General features: G+C 32.1%; 23 protein-coding genes. 3 read left to right on the top strand and 20 right to left on the bottom strand.

Annotated elements, in window-relative coordinates; all coding sequences use genetic code 11:
- Window positions 1-14 precede the first annotated feature (14 nt).
- The 4 genes from lpxA to LO744_RS06570 form a co-directional block, all read right to left on the bottom strand.
- Complete coding sequence (lpxA, locus tag LO744_RS06585; RefSeq protein ID WP_066678334.1) at window positions 15-803, bottom strand: acyl-ACP--UDP-N-acetylglucosamine O-acyltransferase; 789 nt, start codon at window positions 801-803, stop codon at window positions 15-17.
- Window positions 804-2,201 (bottom strand): bifunctional UDP-3-O-[3-hydroxymyristoyl] N-acetylglucosamine deacetylase/3-hydroxyacyl-ACP dehydratase, encoded by a 1,398-nt coding sequence (locus LO744_RS06580; RefSeq protein ID WP_230668162.1) that lies wholly within the window; start codon window positions 2,199-2,201, stop codon window positions 804-806.
- Window positions 2,194-3,225, bottom strand: a complete 1,032-nt coding sequence (gene lpxD / locus LO744_RS06575) for a UDP-3-O-(3-hydroxymyristoyl)glucosamine N-acyltransferase (RefSeq protein ID WP_230668160.1) — start codon at window positions 3,223-3,225, stop codon at window positions 2,194-2,196. The genes LO744_RS06580 and lpxD overlap by 8 nt, the downstream gene beginning before the upstream one ends.
- 88 nt (window positions 3,226-3,313) lie before the next feature.
- Window positions 3,314-4,519, bottom strand: a complete 1,206-nt coding sequence (locus LO744_RS06570) for an HD domain-containing protein (protein WP_230668158.1) — start codon at window positions 4,517-4,519, stop codon at window positions 3,314-3,316.
- A 248-nt stretch (window positions 4,520-4,767) separates the two neighbouring features.
- Here LO744_RS06570 and porX point away from each other — a divergent pair, with 248 nt between their 5' ends.
- Window positions 4,768-6,312 carry a T9SS response regulator signal transducer PorX gene (gene porX, locus LO744_RS06565; protein ID WP_230668156.1) on the top strand — a complete coding sequence of 515 codons (1,545 nt, stop codon included), beginning with the start codon at window positions 4,768-4,770 and terminating at the stop codon, window positions 6,310-6,312.
- A gap of 90 nt (window positions 6,313-6,402) precedes the next feature.
- Here the strand turns inward: porX and LO744_RS06560 are convergent, their stop codons facing one another.
- The 3 genes from LO744_RS06560 to LO744_RS20450 all read right to left on the bottom strand — a co-directional run bounded on the left by LO744_RS06560 (window position 6,403) and on the right by LO744_RS20450 (window position 11,762).
- Entirely contained in the window at window positions 6,403-7,650 is a 1,248-nt protein-coding gene (locus LO744_RS06560; RefSeq protein WP_230668154.1) for a LamG-like jellyroll fold domain-containing protein, read from the bottom strand.
- A 97-nt stretch (window positions 7,651-7,747) separates the two neighbouring features.
- The gene (locus tag LO744_RS06555; RefSeq protein WP_230668152.1) at window positions 7,748-11,590 is read right to left on the bottom strand and encodes a hybrid sensor histidine kinase/response regulator transcription factor; all 3,843 of its coding nucleotides are present in this window, start codon (window positions 11,588-11,590) and stop codon (window positions 7,748-7,750) included.
- Between the two features lie 76 nt (window positions 11,591-11,666).
- A complete protein-coding gene (locus LO744_RS20450) occupies window positions 11,667-11,762 on the bottom strand; it encodes a hypothetical protein (protein ID WP_394799508.1) in 96 nt (31 codons plus the stop codon).
- On the opposite strand from LO744_RS20450, the gene LO744_RS06550 reads away from it, so the two are divergent.
- Both LO744_RS06550 and LO744_RS06545 read left to right on the top strand, forming a co-directional pair.
- Entirely contained in the window at window positions 11,749-12,159 is a 411-nt protein-coding gene (locus LO744_RS06550) for an MliC family protein (RefSeq protein ID WP_230668150.1), read from the top strand. The genes LO744_RS20450 and LO744_RS06550 overlap by 14 nt on opposite strands.
- Before the next feature lie 67 nt (window positions 12,160-12,226).
- The gene (locus LO744_RS06545; protein WP_230668149.1) at window positions 12,227-12,991 is read left to right on the top strand and encodes an exodeoxyribonuclease III; all 765 of its coding nucleotides are present in this window, start codon (window positions 12,227-12,229) and stop codon (window positions 12,989-12,991) included.
- A gap of 51 nt (window positions 12,992-13,042) precedes the next feature.
- On the opposite strand, the gene LO744_RS06540 is transcribed toward LO744_RS06545, so the two are convergent.
- The 13 genes from LO744_RS06540 to LO744_RS06480 form a co-directional block, all read right to left on the bottom strand.
- The gene (locus tag LO744_RS06540; protein WP_230668146.1) at window positions 13,043-13,414 is read right to left on the bottom strand and encodes a septal ring lytic transglycosylase RlpA family protein; all 372 of its coding nucleotides are present in this window, start codon (window positions 13,412-13,414) and stop codon (window positions 13,043-13,045) included.
- A gap of 784 nt (window positions 13,415-14,198) precedes the next feature.
- Window positions 14,199-14,570 carry a septal ring lytic transglycosylase RlpA family protein gene (locus LO744_RS06535; protein ID WP_230668143.1) on the bottom strand — a complete coding sequence of 124 codons (372 nt, stop codon included), beginning with the start codon at window positions 14,568-14,570 and terminating at the stop codon, window positions 14,199-14,201.
- 516 nt (window positions 14,571-15,086) lie between these two features.
- Window positions 15,087-16,388 (bottom strand): 30S ribosomal protein S12 methylthiotransferase RimO, encoded by a 1,302-nt coding sequence (rimO, locus tag LO744_RS06530; RefSeq protein ID WP_230668140.1) that lies wholly within the window; start codon window positions 16,386-16,388, stop codon window positions 15,087-15,089.
- A gap of 110 nt (window positions 16,389-16,498) precedes the next feature.
- Window positions 16,499-17,044, bottom strand: coding sequence for a dTDP-4-dehydrorhamnose 3,5-epimerase (gene rfbC / locus LO744_RS06525; protein WP_230668138.1), 546 nt, complete (start codon window positions 17,042-17,044; stop codon window positions 16,499-16,501).
- A 38-nt stretch (window positions 17,045-17,082) separates the two neighbouring features.
- Window positions 17,083-18,030 (bottom strand): sugar transferase, encoded by a 948-nt coding sequence (locus LO744_RS06520; RefSeq protein ID WP_230668135.1) that lies wholly within the window; start codon window positions 18,028-18,030, stop codon window positions 17,083-17,085.
- A gap of 61 nt (window positions 18,031-18,091) precedes the next feature.
- Window positions 18,092-18,844: a glycosyltransferase family 2 protein gene (locus tag LO744_RS06515; RefSeq protein WP_230668133.1), complete on the bottom strand. Its 753-nt coding sequence runs from the start codon at window positions 18,842-18,844 to the stop codon at window positions 18,092-18,094.
- A gap of 17 nt (window positions 18,845-18,861) precedes the next feature.
- Entirely contained in the window at window positions 18,862-19,881 is a 1,020-nt protein-coding gene (locus LO744_RS06510) for an NAD-dependent epimerase/dehydratase family protein (RefSeq protein WP_230668130.1), read from the bottom strand.
- A gap of 47 nt (window positions 19,882-19,928) precedes the next feature.
- Window positions 19,929-20,660, bottom strand: coding sequence for a glycosyltransferase (locus tag LO744_RS06505; protein ID WP_230668127.1), 732 nt, complete (start codon window positions 20,658-20,660; stop codon window positions 19,929-19,931).
- A gap of 14 nt (window positions 20,661-20,674) precedes the next feature.
- Window positions 20,675-21,823 carry a glycosyltransferase family 4 protein gene (locus LO744_RS06500; RefSeq protein ID WP_230668124.1) on the bottom strand — a complete coding sequence of 383 codons (1,149 nt, stop codon included), beginning with the start codon at window positions 21,821-21,823 and terminating at the stop codon, window positions 20,675-20,677.
- A gap of 15 nt (window positions 21,824-21,838) precedes the next feature.
- Window positions 21,839-23,062: an EpsG family protein gene (locus LO744_RS06495; protein WP_230668122.1), complete on the bottom strand. Its 1,224-nt coding sequence runs from the start codon at window positions 23,060-23,062 to the stop codon at window positions 21,839-21,841.
- Between the two features lie 76 nt (window positions 23,063-23,138).
- Window positions 23,139-24,038 carry a glycosyltransferase family 2 protein gene (locus tag LO744_RS06490; RefSeq protein WP_230668118.1) on the bottom strand — a complete coding sequence of 300 codons (900 nt, stop codon included), beginning with the start codon at window positions 24,036-24,038 and terminating at the stop codon, window positions 23,139-23,141.
- Window positions 24,035-25,171, bottom strand: coding sequence for an NAD-dependent epimerase/dehydratase family protein (locus LO744_RS06485; protein ID WP_230668115.1), 1,137 nt, complete (start codon window positions 25,169-25,171; stop codon window positions 24,035-24,037). The genes LO744_RS06490 and LO744_RS06485 overlap by 4 nt, the downstream gene beginning before the upstream one ends.
- Window positions 25,168-25,791 carry an acyltransferase gene (locus LO744_RS06480; RefSeq protein WP_230668112.1) on the bottom strand — a complete coding sequence of 208 codons (624 nt, stop codon included), beginning with the start codon at window positions 25,789-25,791 and terminating at the stop codon, window positions 25,168-25,170. The genes LO744_RS06485 and LO744_RS06480 overlap by 4 nt, the downstream gene beginning before the upstream one ends.
- Window position 25,792: the final 1 nt, after the last annotated feature.

Raw genomic sequence — 25,792 nt, 5'->3', positions numbered from 1 at the left:
ATTTTCAATTTAAATTATTCTTTTCCTGTTCCGTATCCTTTTACGATACCTCTTGGTGAGTTTTGAATAAACTGAAGAATTTCATCTCTTTCTGCAGTAGGAAGCATTTCTTTTTCGATATGCGTCACTGCTTGAGAAACATTCATTTTCATTTGAAAAATAGCTCTGTAAATTTTCTGAATTTCAAAGATTTTCTCATTGGTAAAACCTCTTCTTCTTAAACCTACAGAATTTATTCCTGCATAAGCCATCGGTTCTCTAGCCACTTTTACGTAAGGCGGAATATCTTTTCTCACCAAAGTACCCCCAGAAATCATTACATGTTTTCCGATTTTACCAAACTGATGTACCGCTGATAAACCTCCCATTACTGTATAGTCACCAATTTCTACGTGACCTGCAATACCGCAACCGTTTACAATGATAACATGATCACCGATTACACAGTCGTGTGCAATATGCGTTGTTGCCATAATCAAACAATTTGCTCCGATTTTTGTATAACCTAAAGCTTTGGTCCCTCTATTTACCGTTACACATTCTCTGATTGTAGTATCGTCACCGATAATCGTTTGTGTGTCTTCACCATCGAATTTTAAATCCTGAGGAATTGCAGAAATTACAGTTCCGGGAAAAATTCTACAGTTTTTACCGATTCTTGCGCCATCCATAATGGTTACATTTGAACCAATCCAAGATCCCTCTCCTATTTCTACATCTCCTGCAATGGTAGTGAATGGCTCTACTACAACGTTTTTGCTGATTTTTGCACGCTTATCAACGGCTGCTAATTGATGAATCATTTAATCAATTTTATTTTTTGCAACTTGAGCCATTAGTTCTGCTTCTACAGCAACAGTATCGCCAACATAACCATACCCTTGCATATGAACAATACCTCTTCTGATTGGCTCTATCAATTCAATTTTGAAAATCATTGTATCACCAGGAACAACTTTTCTCTTGAATTTCACCTTATCTATTTTAATAAAATAAGTTGAATAATTTTCAGGATCCGGAACGCTTGCCAAAACCAAGATTCCTCCTGTCTGTGCTAAAGCTTCTACCTGTAAAACTCCTGGCATAACCGGTTCTTTAGGGAAATGACCCACAAAGAATGGTTCGTTCATCGTCACATTCTTCAAACCTACAACGTGAGAGTCTGAAAGCTCAAGAATTTTATCGATTAACAAAAACGGAGGTCTGTGAGGCATTAGCTTCATAATTCCATTGATGTCAAAAACGGGTTCTTTAGTTAAATCAAACTCAGGAACATTTTTCTTTTTCTGTAGTTTCCACTGACGGTTTAGTTTTTTTGCAAATTGGGTATTTACAAAATGACCTGGTTTATTGGCAATAACTTTTCCTTTAATTTTCACTCCTGTTAAAGCTAAATCACCAATTACATCTAATAATTTGTGTCTTGCGGCTTCGTTTGGATAGTTTAAAGTTAAATTATCTAAAATTCCGTTGGGTCTTATAGAAACATGGTCTTTTCCGAAAGCTTTTTTCAGTTTTTCGGTTGTTTCAGTAGTTAAATCTTTATCAACGTAAACAATAGCGTTAGAGATATCTCCTCCTTTGATTAAACCGTGATCAAGAAGCATTTCCAATTCGTGCAAAAAGCTGAATGTTCTTGCAGAAGAAATTTCTTCTTTAAATTCTGAAATATTTTTAAGGGTAGCATTTTGAGTTCCTAAAACTTTAGTTCCAAAATCTACCATCGTTGTCACTTCGTAATGATCTGAAGGGATAATTGTGATTTCTGAACCTGTAACCGGATCGCTGTAGCTTAATACTTCTTTTACCACAAAATATTCTCTTGCAATACTTTGTTCTACCACGCCTACACTTTCGATAGCTTCTACAAAGAATTTTGAAGAACCATCTAAAATAGGAGGCTCAGAAGCATCCATCTCTAAAATAGCATTGTCGATATCGCAACCAACCAATGCAGCTAAAACATGCTCACACGTATTGATTTTAACACCCAACTTCTCCAAAGTAGTTCCTCTTTCTGTAGCCACAACGTAATTTACGTCTGCTTCTACATGAGGTTGCCCTTCAAGATCTGTTCTTACGAACACAAAACCTGTATTTTCTTTTGCAGGTTTAATGGTTAGTTTTACTTCTTTACCAGTATGAAGACCGATTCCAGAAAGAGTAACCTCTTGCTGAAGGGTTTTTTGCATATCACTCATTAGTATGATCTTTTGAGTTATTCTCAAGATTATTTATTCTTTTTGCCAATTCAGGAAGATTCCTGAAGTGTACATAACTTCTAAGGTAGTCGTTATAGCTTATCGCAGGAGAACCGTAAATGGTTTCTTTATCATTAACGCTGGAGTTCACTCCACTTTGCGCCTGAATTTTCACCTGATTTCCTATTTTTATATGACCGACGATTCCCACCTGACCTCCAATTTGGTTCCAGTCACCGATGGTTGTAGAGCCAGCAATTCCAGCCTGAGCTGCGATTACATTGTTGGCACCAATTTTTACATTGTGTGCAATCTGAATCAGATTATCGATTTTAGTTCCTTTACCAATAACTGTAGAACCTATTGTTGCTCTGTCGATGCTACAGTTTGACCCGATTTCTACATTATCTTCAATAATAACGTTTCCTAGCTGAGGAATTTTTTGAAAACCTTCCGGAGTAGGCTGAAAACCAAATCCGTCGCCACCGATAACGGTATTAGAATGTATCACGCAATTGTCACCAATAATACAGTAATCATAAATTCTTGCACCACTATCAATCTTACAGTTTTTACCGATCTTTACTCCTTTACCGATGTATACTTGAGGAAAAATCTGTGAGCCTTCACCAATTTTAGCCTTTTCTGAAACATAAGTAAATGCGCCGATATAAACTTTATCTCCTAGCACAGCAGTATCGTGAATAGAAGAACCATCTTCCACACCTTCTTTTCTGCCCTGCATTTCCTGATATAGATTCATTAAAATCTGAAAAGAAAGGTAAGCATCTTTTACCGCTATAATTGTAGGATCGTATTGATCTTTATCAATAAGTGTCTCGGTAACAATAAGTACCGAGCATTTTGAAGTATCTAGATGATGTGCAAAACGATCTTGTGCAACAAAAGAAAGATGACCGGCTTCTCCGCTTTCAATCGGTGAAACGCCAGTAATAAGTGCGTTTTCGTCACCTATAATTTTTCCGTCGATAAAACTTGCAATTTGCGAAGCTGTAAATTCCATATTCTGCAAAGATAAGAAATTCTCTTATTCGCAAACATTTTTTAGTTTATGGAATGTCGATTTTAATAATATTTATGAAAAATAAAGGTTATACTCTTGGAAATGCCAGAATATATCTTTTCGTTTTATGTACGATAAGCCCCGATAAAAGCTGATCTTCCGATTCATCCAATTTTAAGACCTTTCCATTTTTTTGAAGAAGGTAAATAGGCTGTTTTTCTGTATTATACGGAAGTAAACTTCTGGTAATCTCGTGTACTAGTTCGTCACCGTTGTCAATTCCAAAAAAATCGTTGGTGTTTTTTATTTTTTCCTTAATAAATTCTGGGTCAAAAGGTTGCGAAGAAATAATTGTTTTAGGAAAACTACGCTGAATAACACATTTGCACCAGTAAGCAAGTACAAAATCATCTGACTTCTGCCAAATTTTCATCGCATGAATAATATCATTATCGTCCAATTGTGTAAAACGCTCCACATCTTCATCAGTTGCGGCACTTTTACCTCTGTTTAAAAAATATTTTAAATTTTCAGTTGCCGGTAAATCTACTCCTTCAGAAACTAAATATTTTGCTCTTTCAAGAATTTTCACCAAAATAAATTCTGCCAAAGCTGAAGTTTTGTGGTAATAAACCTGCCAATACATAAACATTCTAGCTGTCAAAAAGTTTTCAATAGAATACACTCCTTTTGCATCAATAACCAATTCTTCTTCACAAACATTCATCATTGAGATTATCCTTTGGGTATTGATATTCCCTTCTGAAACTCCTGTAAAAAAACTATCTCTGTTTAAATAATCTAAACGATCAACATCTAATTGCGAACTGATCAGTTGATTGAAAAATTTTCGGTGGTATTTTCCCTGAAACATTTCTATCGCTATTGACAACTGGCCGTCAAACTCATCATTTATTCGGTTCATTAATAATAATGAAAGATTTTCGTGATGCCAATCATCCATCAACATACTTTCGAGAGCATGAGAAAACGGGCCGTGCCCAATATCGTGCATTAAAATCGCCAACATAGCCCCTTTTTCTTCTTCCACAGAAATAGAAACTCCTTTTTGCTTTAAAGTTTCTAAAGCCATAAACATCAAATGCATTGCACCAATAGCATGATGAAATCTGGTGTGTGTTGCTCCAGGAAAAATTAAATTTAAAAGTCCGGTCTGCGAAATCCTTCTTAATCTCTGAAAATAAGGATGTTCGATAACATCAAATAAGATTTCGTGAGGTATTTTTATGAAACCGTGTACCGGATCGTTGATGATTTTAAGCTTGTTCTGCATTAGAGATATTCTGAGAGTATTGCAAAATTAGGTTATTAAAGTCAATTCAAAGAAAATGCCAGATTATTATTTAAGAATATAAAGATTAAAGTTTGTTTACAAATCGCAGTATTTATCTTATCTTCATGCAATAATTTGAGATAAAAACCGTTAACTAAGATTTAACTTTCAGACCACTTATTTTATGAAGTTTTATAAAGTTTTGGTCGAAGTTTTGATACTATATTCCGCATAAAAAATAAACTTGTATGTCAAACAAAATATTATGGATTGATGATGAAATAGATTTACTAAAACCTCATATCGTTTTTCTGGAAAAGAAAGGCTACGTTGTAACCCCAGTAAACAATGTGAATGAAGCTTTAGAACTTATAGATTCTGAGAAATTTGATTTAACGTTAATCGACGAAAATATGCCGGGAATTTCCGGATTGGAAGCCATCCCAATGATTAAAGAAAAAGACAATTCTTTGAAAATTGTAATGGTAACCAAAAGCGAAGAAGAGCACATTATGGAAGAAGCCATTGGTTCTCAAATCGCAGATTACATTTTAAAACCTGTTAACCCAAACCAGATTTTACTTTCGCTGAAAAAAAATCTCCAGGAAGATAACTTGGTAGAGCAGAAAACAATTTTGCAATATCAGCAGGAATTCAGAAGCCTTTCTATGGAACTTTCTTACCTTAGAACGTATCAAGAATGGGCAGAATATTATAAAAAAATCGTCAATTGGGAACTAAAATTTGATAAAGTAACCGATAATGAGTTTGCAGACCTTCTTCAATCTCAAAAAGAGGAAGCCAATATTCAGTTTGCTAAATTTATCGAAAACAATTACGAAGATTGGTTGAATGGTTCTGAAAAACCAATGATGAGCCATACTTTATTTAAAGATAAAATAAAATCTGTCGTTGAAAAAGACAAAGTACTTCTTTTGATGGTCGATAATCTAAGATATGACCAATGGAAAGTGATAGAACCACTTTTCACGAAATATTACAATAAAGTTTCTGAAGATTATTATTACAGTATTCTTCCTACTGCTACACAATATGCAAGAAATGCTTTTTTTGCAGGACTTTTACCTTCAGAAATTGAAAAGCGCTTCCCGGATAAGTGGTTTAACGATAATGAAGAAGGAAATAAGAATGAATTTGAGCGTGATTTCTTAGAAGACCAAATGAAAAGAGTGGGTCTAAGTTCAAAATCAATGAAATACCTTAAAGTTTTGAATGCTGATTTTGAGAAAAAAATCTATGATGACTTTAATCAGCACAAAAACAATGATCTTTTAGTGATTGTTTATAACTTTATCGATATTCTTTCGCACGCAAAAACAGACAATCATATTGTTGACCAATTAATCAGAGATGATAAAACTTTCAGATCGTTAACATCAAATTGGTTTGAAAACTCTTCATTAATTAAGATTATTAAACTTGCCGCAGAAAACGGATTCAAATTAGTGATTACAACAGACCACGGAACCGTTTACGTTAAAAAACCTAGTCGCGTTGTGGGTGACAGAGAAACCTCAACCAACATCCGTTATAAAACAGGGAAAAGCTTAACCTATGACGATAAAGATGTTTGGGCAGTGAGCAATCCTGAAAAGCTTTTTTTACCTAAAGGAAATCTGAGTTCAAAATATATTTTTGCCAAAAACAATATATTTTTAGCCTATCCTAAAAACTACAATCACTTTGTAAATTATTATAAAGAAACGTATCAACACGGTGGAATTTCTTTGGAAGAATGTATCATTCCTATAAGCGTTCTAGAACCGAAATAGTTTTTTAAGTTTAAAAATACAAAAGCCTCTTCAAAATCTGAAGAGGCTTAATCATTAATATGGATTAGTAATAATGATTTATGAAAAAAACTATCTTTTAATTATTTTATAAACTTGGGTTTGTTGTTTTGAACTTACCTTTACCAAATAAACTCCGGCTTTCAATTGAGAGATATTAAGCTCTGTATCTACAGAATTTGGCTGGAAACTCATTAATCTCTGCCCTGAAAAGTTGGTAATTTCTACTTTTTCAATTGCATTTTTAGCTTTAATTTTAAGAATTCCGTTGGTAGGATTTGGTGATAAAGTCAACTCAGGAATGGCATCAAAATCATTCACTCCTAAAGTTACCGATTGGCAAGATGATGTCTGTGTACATCCTGCAAGCGTAACAATAACTGCATAATTTCCTGCAACCGTTGGGGTGTAAGACTGCGTCGTTACGCCAACCGGAGCATTCCCATTATTGCAATTTACCCATTGGTAAGTAGCGCCGGCTTGTGTAGCAGTGAGTGTAGAACCAGAAACGGTAACTGCAGTGTTGATATTTGCCCCTCCTAGTGATGAAGCTCCTGTAATAAAGTTTGAAGCAGTTCCATTTAAAGCGAAACTATTTAGTGTACCAGAATAAGAACCTACGGCGCTCGTAATGGAAGTTACGGTGCTATTATTAGAATTTACCGTTCCTTCATTCAATTTAAAATAAGCTTTCAAATTTGTAGGCGGGGTACAAAATTCATAATTTTTATTTGCCTGAATTTCTGCCAGTGTAAGCGCTTTATCCCAAACACGAACCTCATCTATACTTCCATTAAAAAATCCTCCAAAACTAGAATTAATTCTTCTTCCGATAATCATATTGGTAAGCGCCACCGTATTGGTAGCCGTACTGATATCACCTTGTACATCTAAATTACCGTCTACATATAATTTATACTTATTGGTCGACAAACTGTTATCATACGTTACTGCAATATGATGCCAGTTTCCGTCACTTAGGGTAATGTTTCCGTTTACTCCACCCCCTTTATTTTCAATTCTTAGTTTATACAGTCCGCTTACATTGTTTATCCTTACAGTAAACCTTCCTCCGTTTACATTATCAGAACCCCAAGTTGTCACGAGATTTTCCCCAGAAGTAGTTGTTGGTAATTTAATCCAGGCTTCTACAGTACGTGGTGCGTTTCCTAAAATTCCGGGATAAGTGGTTTGAATATAATCATTTGTTCCGTCAAAATTAAGCGCATTTTGCTGAGCATTTAATCCCGAAGCCGACCCTAGAAAAACCGTAAATAATGTTGCAAATTTTAATTTGTTCTTAAGTAGATTTTTATACATACTGAAATAATTTTGTTTCGGCCAAATTACATTTCAAGCCCAAAACAGAAAAGCAATCTCGTTGCAAAAACTATCAATTTCGTTGCAACGACCTATATCAGTGGTATTTATTGGGTGTTTTACCAAAATATTCTTTAAAACATTTGGTAAAATAAGACGGTGTATTAAATCCTGTCATATAAGCGACTTCAGAAATACTAAAATTTTGCTTTAATAATTCTGCGGCTTTCTTTAGCCTGTAAATTTTAATAATTTCTCCTGTAGGAATATTAAACATCATTTTTACTTTACGATGAAGACTCGTTCTGCTCATTGATAAAGCAGAAGCCAGCTCGTCTACGCTGAAATTATTATCATCTAGATTTTTTTCTATGATTTCATAAATTCTATTAAGAAATTCCTGATGAAGATTCTCTGTTGAATCGGGTTGCAAAAGTTGTTTTTGAAAATATTTATATTGCTGATTTTGCAAATTCAGTAGATTTTCTATTCTCAATTTAAGCTCTTTTATACTGAAAGGTTTTACAATGTAATCGTTGGCTCCATGAGAAAGGCCTTCAAGTTTACTTTCTGTATCAGCTTTTGCTGTGAGCATAATAATAGGAATGTGATTAATCTCTACATTTGTTTTTAACGTTTTACAAAATTCAAAACCATCCATTTCACTCATCGCAACATCACTTAGAATAAGATTTGGCATTTTCTCTAAAGTCATTTCTAATGCCTGCTTTCCGTTTTCTGCGGTTAGAACATGATATAAATCTGCTAAATTTCCGGCAATAAACTGCGCCAACTCTTTGTGATCTTCCACAATAAGTATCGTAGCTTTTTCTTCTGAATTCTGTTGATGCTCGGTATTTTGAGGCAACTTATTATTTTGAGACTCAAAAGGAAGCCATACCAAAAATGTAGTTCCGGAAGGATTTTGGGTAGAACTTTTCACATCAATAGTTCCATGGTGCAGATCGACCAGTTCTTTAACCAATGAAAGTCCCAAACCATTTCCCTGAAGCTGATCCTGATTAGAACCTTTAAAATACCTCTCAAAAATCTCAGCTTGCTCATCTTCTGGAATTCCAGCTCCTGAATCAACAACCTGAATTAACAAACCGTCGGTTTCGGTATCTATTTTAACTGTAATCGTATCGCCATTTTTACAAAATTTAATGGAATTTGAAATCAAATTGTACAAAATACGGTCTAAAGTATTGATTGAAAATAAAAATTCGGCTTTTTCCGGAGCTTCTAAACTGAGTTTGATCCCTTTTTCGGAAGTGGTTTCCAAAAAGGCATTTATAATATTTGAAATCACAGGAACTACATCTCCCCACATAAAATGAGGCTTTAAAACTCCGGCTTCAAGTTTTGCCACATCAATCAGCTGATCAGTAAGCTGAATAAGACTGTTGGTATTTTTCTTAATCATACCAAATAGCATCTCTTTTTCATCCTGAGATTCTACAGATTTCAACTGTTCCGCAGGTCCTATAATAAGAGATAATGGAGTACGGAATTCATGGGCAATATTGGCGAAAAATTTTGTTTTTATTTTATCTAATCTGCGTAATTCGCGAGCTTCCTTTTGCTTTAGCGTTATTGTTTTTTTAATGATTTCCTGATTAATTTTGAATCTAATCAACCAAAAAACACCTCCAATTAATATCATTAAATACAACAGTATTGCCCACCATGTTTTCCACCAAGGTGGCGTTACTTCTATTTTTAAAGATTTAATGAGTGTACTCCAATTCCCTGTGGTATTTGTAGCATTTACTTCAAAAATATAATTTCCGGGCGGAAGTTTTGTAAAAACGGCTTCTGTACTATTCCCTGCTGAAATCCATTCATCCTGATATCCTTTTAAACGGTAGCGATATTGAATTTGTTGCGGTTGATTATACTGAAGAGCAGCAAAACCTATGGAAACTGTATTTTCAAAATAATCTATAGAAAGTTCTTTAATTTGATTGACAGGCTTCAGATTTCTTTCAGTAAGATTAATATTTTCATTATTGAGAGCAATGCGTGTAATTGCAGTGGGCGGTGAGAAATTATCATTTTTAATATCTTCCGGGCTAAAAACCACTCCACTTTTTGCACCACCAAATGCCATTTTTCCGTTGGGAAGCATCAATTGATGAAATCTGTTGAATTCAATATTTTCTAAACCGTGTGAACGAGTAAAAACTCTTACTTTGTGAGTTTGGGTATCAAATTTAAAAAGTCCTTTATTGGTTCCCATCCAAAGATTTCCCGATTGATCAGGAAGGATAGAATAGATTACATTATCGGGAAGCCCTTCTTTTCCGGAAAATATTTTAACTTTATTATTCTTTTTATGGTATTGAATTAATCCATCATTGCTTCCCATCCATAAAATATCATCATTCTTTGGATCTGCAGCGAGGGATATTAAATGATTAACAGGGAAATCTTTGGTATTATTTTTAATATTATCTATTTTTCTTGTCTTCAAATTTGCCTTAACAATACCGTGAGATTCTGTGGTCACCCAAAGTATTTTGGTTTTGCCATCAAAATAAATATTGGTGGGCTTTATATCAGCATTAAAATTATGTAATGAAAACAAAAGCTCCCATTTAGCATTTTTAAACAGATAAATATTATTCAGCTCATCCATCACAATTGGCGATTCATCATAAAGGCTGATTCCTTTTATCGGAGCGAAACCCACGTTTTTTACTTTTGGTAATTCTGGTAAACGGAATATTTTTTTCTGCTGTTTATCATAATACGAAACAGTGCGATTGAGCGCTATCCAGTTTTTATTTTGAGTGGTCACAGATCTAAGAAAATAGGAAGCCGGCAGAATACCATTTTGTTTTTTCCAATTAAAAAAATCGTAAAGCGAGATACCATAATAATTCTTCAACAAATCTGCAGCAAAATCTTTTTCAAAATGAAAAGACTGAAAATTAAGTTTGGGATCTACTGTATAAATTCCTTCTGCATCTCCACCAATCCACATTAACCCAGAATTATCAACAAGAAAAGCTTGTGGTGGTCTATCATTTTCTAAATTAATCGCCGTTATTTTTCTAAAACCTAAAGCATTCGTATAGCTATAAATAATATTGTCTGCAACAAAATATTCTTTGCCTTGAACATCTGTACTCAACAACTTAATATGATACAAAGTAGAAAACGGGAGTTTTTCACTTCTGAACGTTTTTTTGATAGGATTAAAAAAATAAAAATATTCTTTATCTGCCCACATCAATTCTCCATTTTTTCTTTGACGAAACAGCGCGGCTTCACTATTGTTTTGATACAGCTTATCTGCAAACATATGATAAGGAATAGAAATGCTTGTAAAGCTGTTGTTTTTTTCATCAAAAATCTTCAGATTTTTCTGTGTTAAGACCCAAATATTTTTGTTTTTATCCTCTAGAATATTATAAATAATCTCGTCTTTATCGAAATTTAGATTTCTGTGGCTCAACTTTTTACTTTGAAGATTAAAACTAAAGAGTTCATTTTTTAAAGTTTTAAACCATAAAAAACCATCGTGCGCTACCAACCAAGATTTCCGGTGAATCGAAAGTTTATTTTTATCTAAAAATTCAGCATCAATGATGTGATTAATTTTCCCTGAGTTAATATCAAAATAATCAATCCCTGCCGTTTCATATTTTATCCAGAGACTATTTCTTTTACCTTTTCTTAAATAATCGATTGTATTTGAAGCTAAAGAATTTTGGGTATTGAAATGATGTTGATATGTTTTAAAGTTTTGCCCGTCGTATCGAGAAAGTCCGTTTCGGGTTCCTATCCAAACAAAACCTTCATCATCCTGCTCCAGTGCCGAAACAAAAGATTGCGGAAGGCCGTCATCTACAGATAAGTGTCTGATATTTTGAGAGGGAAAAACTTGTAAACTAAAAAGAAAAAATAATATAAAAAAATTAAGTTTAAACATACGACCAATTCATCATTTAAATTCGCAATATACTTATTAAAAAAATAATTTTTCCACAAAATAACTCAAACATTAATTAACATTTGCTAATCAATGCTTTTATCCCTTGAGTTTTGGTATTCAATTTGAAGTAAAATTTCACCTTTAATATAATAATTATGAATAAAAACATTTTGGCAGCATCGTTTGTTGCTGTATTAACTTTAGCAGCTTGTAAAAAAGAAAATCCAGCATCAGGATCTTCTCTAGGTACAGATTCTATCATGAGTTCTCCGAAAGATTCTACCCATCACTCTATCAGTGATTCATTGGCAACCAATCAAACAGATTCTGCTCCGGAAATTATCAAAACAACGATTTCCGATAAAGATGGAAAAAAGCTTGACATGACATTTGATAATACAAAAAACACGGTTAGTTTAGTATTGAACGGTGAAACGATAGAACTTGAAGGTCAAAAAGCGGCATCTGGAATTTGGTATAAAAATGACCATTACGAACTGCGAGGAAAAGGAAACGAAAACGAGCTTCACAAGGATGGAAAGCTCATTTTTAAAAGTGAAAAATAAAATAACTTATCATTGCCGGTACCAAAACCGGCATTTGTTTTTATAACTTTGCCTGTATATTTATTTTATGAAATTAATTACATACAACGTCAACGGAATCAGGGCTGCTTTCACCAAAGATTTTTTAGGATGGCTTAAAACCGCAGATCCGGATATTATCTGCATTCAGGAAAGTAAAGCCGGAAACGACCAGATTGATATTGAAAGTCTTGAAAAAGCTGGATATCACAGTTATTGGCATTCTGCAGTAAAAAAAGGCTACAGCGGCGTAGGAATTGCATCTAAAATAAAACCCAATTATGTAGAATATGGTTGCGGAATTGAAAGCTATGATAATGAGGGAAGAATTATACGTGCAGATTTTGACGGCTTTTCAGTAATTTCAGTCTATGTTCCTTCAGCTTCTAATATTGAAAGACTGGAATTTAAAATGCAGTTTTGCCATGATTTTTTAGAATATATAAAAAATTTAAAGAAAGAAATTCCGAATTTGATTATTTCCGGAGATTTTAATATCTGTCATCAGGCGATTGATATCCACAATCCTGTAGGTTTAAAAAACACTTCAGGCTTTTTACCTATGGAAAGAGAATGGATGACCAACTTCATCGAAGAATGTGAGTTGATAGACACTTTTAGGTTATTTAATAATGAACCAGACAATTACACTTGGTGGAGCTACCGACAAAACGCAAGAGCCAATAACAAAGGCTGGAGATTAGATTATAACTTTGCTTCTTATTCTTTAAAAGACAAACTCAGCAGAGCTGTTATTTTAAAAGAAGCCGTTCATTCTGACCATTGTCCTGCATTGATAGAGTTTAACCTCTAAAAACATAAAAGCCAGCTAAAATTTAGCTGGCTTTTTAATTTAAATCATAAATTAATCGACAATTTCATATTGCACCGGAATAACACCATGATCGGTATTTCCGATTTCATCGAACGCAGCTCTAGACATATCTAATGCTCTAGCTGAATGGAAAGGACCTCTATCATTTATCGATACAATTACTTCTTTACCATTGTTCAAATTGGTAACCCTAACTACGGTACCAAAAGGAAGCGTTCTGTGCGCTGCGGTAAGTTTTGAATTATCAAAAATTGCTCCGCTTGCGGTTTTTCTACCATTAAATTTATCGTGGTAAAACGATGCATAACTTGTTTTCTTCGCATTAACAGCATTATTCGTAAATGAATAAATACCTAGTGTTGAAATCATCATTATGATTACGAGAATGAATCTTTTCATCATGTTGAACTTTTATTTGTTTGACGGGGCAAAACTATAGCTAAACATCATAACTGCCTATTCTAATGGTTAATAAGTATTAAACAAAGCTTAATTAAAACTTAAAAAAGGTTGTGACCTCCTATTAATAGAGGAATTGAAGCATGGCGTTAAATAATGTTAAAAAAAATAGAGAAATAATAATTTAATTAACTAATCATTACATAATATCAATTTTCAAATAAACACAACTAATTAATAAACAGTATCTTAAATAAATATATCAGTTTTAAAAATCACTTAATTGATGAATATTTTATGAATTACCTAAATTCTATTCTTTAATTTGCTTGCAATACTAATTGAAATTCTATCAATTGAGCTAGGACAAACATCAAATAAAAATATGAATGTCCGTAATTAATAACAACTTAATTTTTGACAGTTTGTTTATCATTCCGCAGGAAACCTAACGTAGTGGTTCGACGAAGTCAATCTAAACTAATTTATTTTCAGTGTATTGAGATTCCTCCGAAATGACAAAACGACTGCTGATATTAGCGTTATGCTTAAAGGCGGATATTCTCAAATAAAAAAGAGAAAAATATAGGCTTTAAGATAAAAAAGAACTTGTTTTGAATTTTCTAAAAAATTGAACTCATCTGGAGTGCAAATTACAGATATCAATATTTACCCTATTAAGCTGTTTAATAAAATAAAATTCTGAGCGAAATGATATTAATGAACAAGGGTATGAAAACATAAAAGCCAGCTAAAATTTAGCTGGCTTTGTAATTTAAATCATAAATTAATCGACAATTTCATATTCTACCGGAATGGTACCGTGGTCGGTATTTCCGATTTCATCGAACGCGGCTTTAGACATATCTAATGCTCTTGACGAATGGAAAGGTCCTCTATCATTAATCGATACGATTACTTCTTTGCCATTGTTCAGATTGGTAACCCTAATTTCGGTTCCAAAAGGAAGCGTTCTGTGCGCTGCGGTAAGTTTTGAATTATCAAAAATTGCTCCGCTAGCAGTTTTTCTACCGTTAAATTTATCGTGGTAGTACGATGCATAACTTGTTTTCTTCGCATCTACAGCATTATTCGTAAATGAATAAATACCTAGTGTTGAAATCATCATTATGATTACGAGAATGAATCTTTTCATCATGTTGAACTTTTACTTGTTTGACGAGGCAAAACTATACTTAAACTTATTACCTGCCTATTCTAAAAGTTAACAAACGTTAATTAAATCTTAATTAAATCTTAATAAAACCTGTAAGTGCCTATTAATAGGGGTTTTAAAAGACCGTGTTAAAAAGTGTTAAAAAAACAGGTAAAATGTTAACGTAATTAACTAAACAGTGCATAGTTCATGATTCAAGAAAACAACAAACAATTGAAAATCAATAAATTAAATAAAATAAAAAATTTCTGAAAATCGCTGTAACTAATTAAATAAACACAATACTTATTAGTAAATCATAAAATATTATGGAAAAGCTAAAAAACAACAAAATACTGCTTATTCTCGTTTTGGCGGTGATTTTAATCGGAATATTTTCAGCAGGAAAAGAATTTGGGCACTATTTATATCAAAGATTTAACTAAAAAGTAAATTGATATTTTAACTAAAATAAAAAAACCAATGACTAATCATTGGTTTTTACTTTTATATGTAAGCTTAAACAAGCTCTCCGTATAAATCAAATTCTTCTGCGGAAGTAATTTTTACATTGGCAAAATCTCCAATTGAAATGTAAGTATTTTCTGCAGACACCAAAACGGTATTGTCTACATCCGGAGAATCGTATTCTGTACGACCTACGAAATAGTTTCCTTCTTTCCTGTCGAAAACACATTTATAAACTTCCCCGATTCTCTTTTGATTTTTATCCCAAGAAATCTGCGACTGCAATTCCATAATCTCTTCTACTCTAGCCTCTTTTACTTCTTGTGGAATATCATCTTCTAAAACATAAGCTCCGGTATTTTCTTCGTGAGAATACGTAAAACACCCCAATCTATCGAATTTCTGCTCTCTTACCCATTCTTTCAGCTCTTGGAATCTTTCTTCCGTTTCGCCAGGATAACCAACAATTAAAGTAGTTCTGATGGCCATATCTGGCACTTTCTCTCTGAACTTATCTAATAAAGCATTCGTTTTTTCGTGAGTCGTCCCACGTTTCATCGATTTCAACAAATCTGAATTGATATGCTGAAGCGGGATATCGATATAATTACAAACTTTCGGCTCTTCACGGATGATATCTAAAACATCTTCCGGAAAACCACTTGGGAAAGCATAATGTAGACGAATCCACTCGATACCTTCTACTTTTACCAATTCTTTTAATAATTCGCCTAAAGCTCTCTTTTTGTAAATATCTAAACCGTAATACGTCAAATCCTGAGCAATTAAAATCAATTCTTTTACTCCGACTTTCGCTAACTTCTGAGCTTCTTTCACCAATTTCTCAATTGGCGTAGAAACGTGGCCTCCTCTCATTAAAGGAATTGCACAGAACGAACAAGGTCTGTCGCAGCCTTCAGAGATTTTAAGGTAAGCATAATGTTTTGGGGTCGTGATTAATCTTTCACCTACCAATTCGTGTTTATAGTCTGCCCCCAAATGTTTCAATAAGATAGGCAAATCTCTTGTCCCAAAATATTGGTCAACATCCGGAATTTCTTTTATCAAATCTGGTTTGTATCTTTCTGAAAGACATCCTGTAACGAAAACTTTCTCAACCTCGCCTCTATTTTTAGCCTCCACAAAATCAAGAATTGTATTAATAGATTCTTCTTTTGCATTATCGATAAAACCGCAGGTATTAATCACTACGATATCTCCTTTCTCTTCGTGCACAACCTCTTTTCCGTTGGCTTTCAGCTGGCTCATCAACACTTCAGAATCGTACACGTTTTTGGAGCATCCCAACGTGACGATATTTATCTTTTTCTTACCTACAGATTTTGTGCGCATTTTATATTGAATAATAAGTAATTAGTAATCAGTAATTTTTGTGGGTGCAAATTTAAGAATAAAAAAAAGAACCGATGATTCGGTTCTCTATTTATATTGATTATAAACAATTAAAAGTTTTTATCGGCAAAAGAGGGAGCATTTTCATCTTTCTCAGAAAGAATCATATCTTTCTCCTCTAATTTCCAGTCTATTTGTAAATCTTTATCATTGTACTTTACACTACCTTCAGACTCTTTATTATAAAAATTATCACATTTATAGGCAAACACAGCAGTTTCGCTAATTACTGAAAAGCCGTGTCCAAAGCCTCTTGGCACATAAAGTTGAAGTTTATTTTCTGGTGTAAGCTCTACCCCAAACCATTTTCCGAAAGTGGAAGAGTCTTCTCTAAGGTCTACCGCCACATCCCAAACTTTTCCTTCGAGGCAAGATACGAGTTTCGCCTGAGCATGTTCTCCTTTTTGTAAATGAAGACCTCTCAAAACACCATACGATGATTTTGAAATGTTATCTTGTACGAAATGCCCATTCATCCCAGTCAATTCTTCAAATTTTTTCTCATTAAATTTTTCAAAGAAATAACCTCTATCATCTTCAAAAATTGTAGGTTCTATGATATAGCAGTCTTTTAAGGGAGTTTGTTTTATTTTCATATATAATTAAATAATATGCTTTTTAGCATTTTGAGAGATTAATTACTATTAAAAGTAAATAATACTTTAATTGTTTTTAGTAAAATTTTAAAATCTAAGAGAGGAGTATAGCTTTTAATGTAATACAAGTCATACTCTAGTTTTTTAAGATTGTCTTTTGGCGTTGCTTTAGGGAGGTTGACCTGAGCCCATCCTGTAATACCTGGTTTTACTAAATGTCTTAAATCAAAAAAAGAGTTTTCATCTACAGACTCTTTTACATATTTAGGTCTCTCGGGACGAGGACCAATAACACTCATGTTACCATTCATGACATTAAATATCTGAGGTAATTCATCAATTTTAGTTTTTCTAAGAAACTTTCCTACAGGAAATATTCTGTCATCTTTCTCTTTTGTAAAATCTCCATTATGCTTTTTGGTCATTGTACGGAGTTTATAGATTTTAAATGTTTTAGAATTCTTTCCCACTCTTTCTTGAGTAAAGAAAACATTTCCGGGAGAGCTAAGAAAAACACCGATACAGCCTAATAAAATAATAATTAAAGCAAATGGTAAAATAAGAATACAAACAAAAATATCAATAATTCTTTTAAAAGCAAAATCAAATTGGTCTAAACCTATTGAAAAAACGTCATCAGCTAAGTACTGAAATGCATTAAGTTTCACTAAAGGAATTCTACCATTAATTTTTTCATAGAATTCATGTACTTCAAAAACTTTAATTCCTTTAAGTTTAGCTTCTATAATATCATCTGTTACTTTCTTCGGCAGATAATTTAAATCTGAAGTTTCAATAACAATAGTTTTAACATTTAGCTTAGAGATATACTCTGAAATATTTTTTTTATCCGTTTGGGAATTAAAAAAAACACATTTATAGGACTTACTAAAATTAGCCTCAGTAAAAATTTTCTCTGAGATGTTACTTATGTTTACAAATAGGTATCTTTCAGAAATCCGAGAAAGATTTAAATAGTTTTTCATGCTTACAATCATCATTTGTGCAGAATACTTGCAAATATAATTAATTTATTAGAAAACATTATTATTTCCTTATATATTGAATCAATTTTAAAGTCCAACGTTTATAAGGGTAATAGAAAGGAATTTGTATATTATTTTGCTTAAAAGCATCTATAATTTCATTCTTTCCCTTTTTGATGTTTTTAATATTTTTATTAGACTCTCCACCTAATCTCATTTTTACTATATATTCTTCAATATAATACGAGCTAATAGAATATTTTTCTAAAAATCTTAACATTATTTCAAAATCTGCAGCGATTTTGAAATTCAAGTTAAAACTACCAAATTTATTATAAACCTCTTTTTTCACAAAAAAAGAAGGATGTGCAGGATGCCAACCTTTACTAAATGGACGTTTTTTACCAGTTTTCCAGCTTCTAACAATCTTATCTATATCAAGTTCTTTTACATAATAAAGATCTGCATATACAGAGTCAACATTTTCTTTAATAAAGGCATTGGTAATCTTTTCTAAAGAGGTATTTGACATATAAAAATCATCTGAATTTAATAGTCCTACAACATCGCCAGAAGACATGTTGATACCTTTATTCATTGCGTCATAGATGCCATTATCTTTTTCACTAATCCATTTCATTCTTGTATTAAACAATGGTTCATATTGTTTAATAATATCAAGAGTTCCGTCAGTAGACCCCCCATCAATAATGATATATTCAATATCTTGGTATGTTTGATTTAAAATTGATTCAATGGCAGTTTTAAGATATTTTTCACTATTCCAGCAAACTGTAATAATACTTATTTTCATAAAATTTCGTACAATTATTAAATAGAAATAGCTTCTTTTCTTTTTAATACCTGCTCAGAAACCCATTGATATGTTTTCTGCATTCCTATTATCAAGGGTTGTGAAACTTCCCACCCAACTTTTTCTTTATATAATTTATTATGAGAATTTCTACCTTTTACACCTAAAGGGCATTTAAAGCCATATTTCGCATAGAATTCTTCACCTTCCAAGTTCATAATAGATAATTCTTTTTGCGATATGTCTATTGCCATTTGAGCCAATTCATTTATTGATACCATTTCTTCACTTCCAATATTAACTGGATATTTAAAATCTGAATCCATTAAACGCAAAACCGCTTCAATACATTCATCGATATACAAAAAAGATCTTGTTTGCTTTCCATTACCCCAAACTTCAATGTTTCCGTTATTATTTTCTTCAGCTACTTTTCTACACATCGCTGCCGGAGATTTTTCTTTTCCTCCTTCCCAAGTTCCCTGAGGACCGAAAATATTATGGAATCTAGCGATTCTTACATCTAAGTTATAATTTCTATTATACGAAAGGAAAAGTCTTTCAGAGAATAATTTCTCCCAACCATACTCAGAATCAGGATTTGCTGGGTATGCAGAACTTTCTTCACAATTGGGATTATCTGGATCTAATTGATTGTGTTCAGGATACATACATGCAGAAGAAGAGTAAAAAACCTTACCCACTTTTTTTAGAACACATTCTCTCGCAACATTAAGGTTGATCGTTGCAGAATTGTGCATTACGTCGGCATCATGCTGACCGGTAAAGATATATAAAGCACCTCCCATGTCTGCTGCAAGCTGATAAACCTCATCTACTCCATCTTCTATGACAAGCTTTACGACTGAAGGATCTGTAAGATCCCCAACGATAAATTCATCACATATTTCTGAATGCTGAAAATATTCATGTTTTTTAATATCACAAATTCTCACATGATATCCTTCTTTTTTTAATCTTTTTCCTAAGTGGCCTCCGATAAATCCACCTCCTCCTAATATTACAATTTTTTTCATATTTTTTTTCATAATTTTTGTTTCAATAAAAAGAATTTTCGACAAATTTACTTATTTATTCTTTTTAATATGTCTATTAATGCCTGACAAAAATAATATCTGGCTTTTATTTTTTTAAGAAAACTTCTTTTTTTAAGACTGGTGTTATTTTGATGAACATTATAAATCAAAGTATCATCATATAGATGATGTATTGATCTCAATAAATTGGCATTCATAGCAATCCATAAATCATGAGCCTCAATGTACTTTGGAAAGGGTAAAATAAATTTCAACAATTCTTTATTCATCATCATCGTACATCCATAATAAGCTGATTTTCCTTTAAAAATCCTTATAATATTCCCTAAGTATTCTGTAGAGTTTTCAATCTTTAACTTCAAAAATATTTTATCATTTTTAGAATCTTGAAAACTTGGATCAAAGTTTGAAGCAACTAAGAATACATTTTCTTTCTTTATTTTTTCTTCAAGTTTTTGTAATCTTCCATCAATCCAAACATCATCCTGATCTGCTAAACATATATATTGATTTTTTGCTAAGCCTAAGGCTTTCTCAAAATTTCTCACGTAACCTATATTTTTTTCATTTTTAAAAAGTTTAATAAAATCACTATTAAACTTTTTAATTATGTTTACGGTATCGTCTGTGGAACAATCATCAACAATGATTAACTCATCTCCTAATCTTAGCTGATCAAGTATTGATTCTATTTGTTTTTCTATATATTTTGCGCCATTATATGAAGCCATACATACAGAAACAGGTGCTCTCTTCATGTATCTAATCTAAGTTATTTTTTAATTATCGAATTAATCGCATCTATAAAATATTCACCAGATTGCGACCAGCTTTTTTCACCGTACAAATATTCTTGAGCAATATTTTCAGACATTTGTTCTAATATCTGAGGATTTTCGTAGAGTTTAAATATGGCTTCCTTAATTGACTCAGTACTTTTAGGCTCTATAATAACACCTGTTTTTCCATCTTCAACCATTTCTGGCAACCCACCTACATTGGTAGCAATAACTGGTTTTTTGAAAGCAAAACATGACATCACCACACCACTCTGTGTAGCATCCACATAGGGACAGACCACAACAGAAGAGCTTTTTATAAACTGTGACAGCTCTTCAGGCTGGATAAATTTGTTTATTATTTTTATTTGAGAATAATTATAATATTTTGTGATATCAAAATCAAAGTCTCCGCTTCCAGCAACAGTAAAACTTATGTTTGGATATTGCCCTGATTCTATTATCTCTACACATGCATCCAAAAAATACTTCACTCCTTTGTATGGAGAAATTCTTCCAAAAAAAAGAACATTAAAGGATGTATTTTTTTTATCATTTATACCGCCGTAAAAAGTAAGATATTCATAGACACTAAGAAATGATGTAAAAATCTTATTTGAATCTTGCTTATAATGATTAATAAAATCATTTTTCTGATTCTTATTGAGTAGAATTTTATTTTCTACGAGAGAAAAATATAATTTTCTAAGTAATATATCTGCTTTAAAATTTTCTCCACTATGAAAAAAAGGATCATGTACAATAAGTAAACTTTTTTTACTGTATCTAAATGCAGTAAAAAAATAAGTTATTAAGTGACTATCTAAAATAATAAGATCCGGATTTATTTCTCTAATTTTTTTATCTATTCTATATGAATTATATAGTTTTTTTACAACATTTATCTGTCTTGTCCCTTTGATGACAAATGTTTTATCTAATGGTATAAGTTCTGAAAAACGTTGTATTTCTTGCACATCAGTTCCAACCGATAAAAATTCAGACAATTTATTTTTATCCAGATAGTTATCTATTTCATATAATGCTTCTGTAAAAAAATAGATATCACATTTATTTTTCAGAGCATTGATAAGAGAAATATTTGCATCGAAAGCAAAGGTAGATAAGAAAACGACTTTCATTGTACTTTTAAAGATTTATTTTTTTTGAGGATATAGTATTTTATCCAGATGTTTATTTATGATGTAATATGCTCTTGTTACAGTAGGCTTACTCCACAAAATATTTTCGTATTTTCTAATTATAATGTTATTAGCATAAATCATTTTATAAACACCAAATAAAAACAAGATAGAAGTAAATACCAATTTAAAAACTCTTTCAAGTACTACATAAATATATGGATATAATATCCAATAAGACATTACAAAAAGCGTAGTCATTCTATCTATTAATATAGAATATTCTGATAAAAACAAATAGGTAACTGTAAAAATAAAAAACAGATTAAAAAATATATTGAGTATTTTTTCATCTTTTATCAGCTCACCAATTTTATTATAAGAATAATAAAAAAGAATAAATGTAAAAAACTTTTCTAAATATCCCATTGTTATACCATATCCTGTGCTGTATAAACTGTTTTGAGAATAACCTTCAGCCATTAATGAATATACACCGCCAAAAAAACTGCCTATGGCAACAATCATTGGAGTAATAAATTTTACTTGTCCCAAATATAGAACATTTCCAAGGATGAATGCTCCCCAAACTAATTGTGGTGAAAATTTCTTGTGTAGAAAAAAATATAGCGGAAAATAAAATATAGCTGAAGAATGAAAAAGAAGACCTATTCCATTATATATGAAATACTTAATAGGATTTCTATCTTTTATAAATTGTAACGAATAAATAAAAAGAAACATTGCTTTAGAGTTTCTAAGAAGATTAATCTCAATAATAAGTCCAGAAAATATTAGAAACATTATAAAACCCAATACATATTGAGGAGAATATTTCTTGAAAAAATAATTGAGAAATAATACATCAATTAAACATGATACAATTTGAAGTGAAAAAAAATCGTTGAAAATACTTTTGACTAGAATGACTAATAATTTGAATCCAGGCTCTATTTTTAAAAGAAAATCCTCATTCATATCCGAAAAAAAATTCAAAACACCTTTTGTATCTGAAAGTGTAGGTGCAGTTTCGTAGACCGGATAGTAAACCATAAAATCGGTATCTACATACCCTCTAAAACCAAAAAAAACAAAGAAAACCAGCATACATAGGTATCTGATCATAGTGATGCTTCCTTCACTTTTTTTCACTTTATTTTCCCATAAGAAAAGTAAAAAAAATATAAAAAAAAGGAAAACATAAGGCATTGAATAACTATAGCTAAATGTAGGCTCCATTAATTATTCATTTTTTTAATTGATTTTCATTTTTAAAAACATTAAGTTTTTCTAAATTGATAATGTGCTAATTTTACTATACTGGTCTATTATTAATATACAAGCCAAATCCTTCTCTATAAGCACCTAATGCAATCTTCCATTGCTTGGGAGAATATCTAAAATATAATATGATCAGAATATATAAAAAATTATAAATCAGCACATATCCTGCGTAAAAAGGCTTATAATTTTTTAATGCAAAATAAACTAAATTTCTCCATAAAAATCGCACTGAAAAATCACTCATTTTCCCAGTAGAAGTAGATTCGTTATGATGTATTACAGAATTTGCAATGTACCATAATGATTTTTCATTGTATTTTAATGCTCGATATACAAAATCAGTATCGTCATAATAAACAAAATAGTTTTCATCCATTAATCCTACACTATCAAAAACTTCTTTTTTAATGAGCATGAAACAAGTGGGGGCATAATCTACTTTTTGGTCAGAATTAAATTGTCCTTCGTCCTCTTGCTCTTGACCGTATTGTGCTGTTAATCCGTTTCTTTTTACAAATCCCCCTCCTGCAGCCCAAATCTGTTTTGTACCATACAAATAAATTTTGGGTACAGCCATATCTGCATTGTTTTTATCTAAACCAACTAACAGTTTATCAATTGAATTATCTTCAAGAGCAATATCATTGTTTGATAAAAGTACCAAATCACAGTCATCAGCTAAAGCTCTTCTAATCCCTATATTATTGCCTTTGGCAACCCCGTAATTAGTATCATTTTTGATGATTCTAGTTTCGAATTGATAGTGGCTTGCTAGTTTTTCACTTAATGCTAAAGAACCATCTGGCGAAAGATTATCAACCACATATAATATAAAGTTATTATAGGTCTGTGTACTTAAGGTTTCAAAAAACTCTTCGAGTACAGACTCACTGTTATATAAAACAGTAACAATTCCTATTTTTCTGCTCATTTGTATAAGCCTTTATTTTTCATTTCTTCAATAGACTGCTCGTATTTATCTTCAGGAATTTCTTGCTCATTAACCCAATTGGTAAATGCTTTAATCCCTTTTTCAAAATACCATTGAGATTCGAAACCTAATTCTGCTTTTATTTTGGTAATATCTGCAAAATTATGTCGTATGTCTCCAAGTCTATAGTTCCCGGATATTTGTATAGGAATGTTACGTTCGTAATATTTAGCCAAAGTATTAGCAACAGTAATAACGTCGGTTGCTATACCGGTTCCCACATTATAAACCTGCCCATTGGCATTGTCGTTTTCTAATCCTAAGATAGTTGCTTCTACAACATCATCTATATAGACAAAATCACGAGTCTCTTTACCGTCTTCAAATATATTAATAGAATTTCCATTCTTTATTCTTGTAGAAAAAATAGATAGTATTCCTGTGTAAGGATTTAGTAAAGACTGTCCGGGTCCGTAAACATTTTGATACCTGTAAGCGACCGCTCCAATATTTAAAGACTTACAAACCGTCAAAACCAATTGCTCCTGATTTTGTTTGGTAATACCATATACTGAAGTGGGATGTATTTTACTGTCTTCAGTAGTAGGTAATATAGAAACAGTCTCGCTACATACAGGACATTTGCATGAAAAATCACCTTTTGACATTTCTTCTTCACGTCTTTCGGTAGGATAAACAATTCCATGCTCTTTACATTCATATTTACCTTCACCATAAATAGCACGAGAAGAAGCCACAATAACCTTTTTTATGGTATGATTATTATTTGCTAATATGTCTAGCATCAACCCTGTACCACCAATATTAACGTCAATGTATTTCTGAATTTCGTACATCGATTGTCCGGTACCCGTTTCCGCGGCCAAATGAATAATTGCATCTTGATTTTTAATAGCCTCAACCCAATTTTCTTTTGAAGTAACTGTACCTTTTATAAAGGTAACTTTACCAATAATATTTTTATAAAGTGAAGAGCTTACCTCAGGATTATCTCCATGAATTTGAGGTGATAAGTTATCTAAAACAGTAACATTAAACCCTTTATTTATAAGACTAAGAGCGATATTGGAACCAATAAAACCAGCTCCGCCTGTGATTAATATATTTTTCATATTTCTAAAAAATTCCCTTTAGCATCAGTTTTTAACCAAGCTTGTGTTTCAAATGAATATCGTTTTAGCACCTTAGCTGGTATTCCTGCGATAACGCAATAATCTCCAAACTGACCAGACACTACACTGTTTGCACCTATCGTACAATGTTTACCAATAATTGTCCCTTGTAATATAACAGAATTATTATAAATTTTACAATCGTCACCTATAAAGACAGGTTTTGTTTTGATATCTTGATGTTCTATAGGTATATTAATATCATCATAAGGATGGTGAATATCTGTGATGGATACATTGGCAGCAATTGCTGTATTTCTGCCAATCACTACAGATTCTGCACAAGTAAGATGTATATTCTGCTGAATGGTAACCCCCTCATTCAATATAATATTTGGAGTAAATATTTTTGATTGATATTGTTTAACGCCTTCTATCCTTGCACGATTTCCTATAGAAACTCGATCCCCCATAATAATTGAATCGGGAGTTATGACCAAAGGCTTAAAAATAACACAACCTTTTCCCATTTTTTTTAAAAAAAAGCTATACCATAAAACAGCCTTAAGCCTGTAATACTTATTTCTTACAATTCCTTTTAATGTATATATTGACTGCATA

It is taken from the genome of Chryseobacterium turcicum, from assembly GCF_021010565.1.
GTDB lineage: Bacteria > Bacteroidota > Bacteroidia > Flavobacteriales > Weeksellaceae > Chryseobacterium > Chryseobacterium turcicum.
The sequence above is the reverse complement of the archived record's forward strand: the minus strand, read 5'-3'. Positions and strand labels throughout refer to the sequence as shown.

Bases quoted from the DNA above. Each gene is read 5' to 3' on its own strand.
- lpxA (WP_066678334.1), bottom strand. From the start codon at position 803: ATGATTCATCAATTAGCAGCCGTTGATAAGCGTGCAAAAATCAGCAAA.
- LO744_RS06580 (WP_230668162.1), bottom strand. From the start codon at position 2,201: ATGAGTGATATGCAAAAAACCCTTCAGCAAGAGGTTACTCTTTCTGGA.
- lpxD (WP_230668160.1), bottom strand. From the start codon at position 3,225: ATGGAATTTACAGCTTCGCAAATTGCAAGTTTTATCGACGGAAAAATT.
- LO744_RS06570 (WP_230668158.1), bottom strand. From the start codon at position 4,519: ATGCAGAACAAGCTTAAAATCATCAACGATCCGGTACACGGTTTCATA.
- porX (WP_230668156.1), top strand. From the start codon at position 4,768: ATGTCAAACAAAATATTATGGATTGATGATGAAATAGATTTACTAAAA.
- LO744_RS06560 (WP_230668154.1), bottom strand. From the start codon at position 7,650: ATGTATAAAAATCTACTTAAGAACAAATTAAAATTTGCAACATTATTT.
- LO744_RS06555 (WP_230668152.1), bottom strand. From the start codon at position 11,590: ATGTTTAAACTTAATTTTTTTATATTATTTTTTCTTTTTAGTTTACAA.
- LO744_RS06550 (WP_230668150.1), top strand. From the start codon at position 11,749: ATGAATAAAAACATTTTGGCAGCATCGTTTGTTGCTGTATTAACTTTA.
- LO744_RS20450 (WP_394799508.1), bottom strand. From the start codon at position 11,762: ATGTTTTTATTCATAATTATTATATTAAAGGTGAAATTTTACTTCAAA.
- LO744_RS06545 (WP_230668149.1), top strand. From the start codon at position 12,227: ATGAAATTAATTACATACAACGTCAACGGAATCAGGGCTGCTTTCACC.
- LO744_RS06540 (WP_230668146.1), bottom strand. From the start codon at position 13,414: ATGATGAAAAGATTCATTCTCGTAATCATAATGATGATTTCAACACTA.
- LO744_RS06535 (WP_230668143.1), bottom strand. From the start codon at position 14,570: ATGATGAAAAGATTCATTCTCGTAATCATAATGATGATTTCAACACTA.
- rimO (WP_230668140.1), bottom strand. From the start codon at position 16,388: ATGCGCACAAAATCTGTAGGTAAGAAAAAGATAAATATCGTCACGTTG.
- rfbC (WP_230668138.1), bottom strand. From the start codon at position 17,044: ATGAAAATAAAACAAACTCCCTTAAAAGACTGCTATATCATAGAACCT.
- LO744_RS06520 (WP_230668135.1), bottom strand. From the start codon at position 18,030: ATGAAAAACTATTTAAATCTTTCTCGGATTTCTGAAAGATACCTATTT.
- LO744_RS06515 (WP_230668133.1), bottom strand. From the start codon at position 18,844: ATGAAAATAAGTATTATTACAGTTTGCTGGAATAGTGAAAAATATCTT.
- LO744_RS06510 (WP_230668130.1), bottom strand. From the start codon at position 19,881: ATGAAAAAAATTGTAATATTAGGAGGAGGTGGATTTATCGGAGGCCAC.
- LO744_RS06505 (WP_230668127.1), bottom strand. From the start codon at position 20,660: ATGAAGAGAGCACCTGTTTCTGTATGTATGGCTTCATATAATGGCGCA.
- LO744_RS06500 (WP_230668124.1), bottom strand. From the start codon at position 21,823: ATGAAAGTCGTTTTCTTATCTACCTTTGCTTTCGATGCAAATATTTCT.
- LO744_RS06495 (WP_230668122.1), bottom strand. From the start codon at position 23,062: ATGGAGCCTACATTTAGCTATAGTTATTCAATGCCTTATGTTTTCCTT.
- LO744_RS06490 (WP_230668118.1), bottom strand. From the start codon at position 24,038: ATGAGCAGAAAAATAGGAATTGTTACTGTTTTATATAACAGTGAGTCT.
- LO744_RS06485 (WP_230668115.1), bottom strand. From the start codon at position 25,171: ATGAAAAATATATTAATCACAGGCGGAGCTGGTTTTATTGGTTCCAAT.
- LO744_RS06480 (WP_230668112.1), bottom strand. From the start codon at position 25,791: ATGCAGTCAATATATACATTAAAAGGAATTGTAAGAAATAAGTATTAC.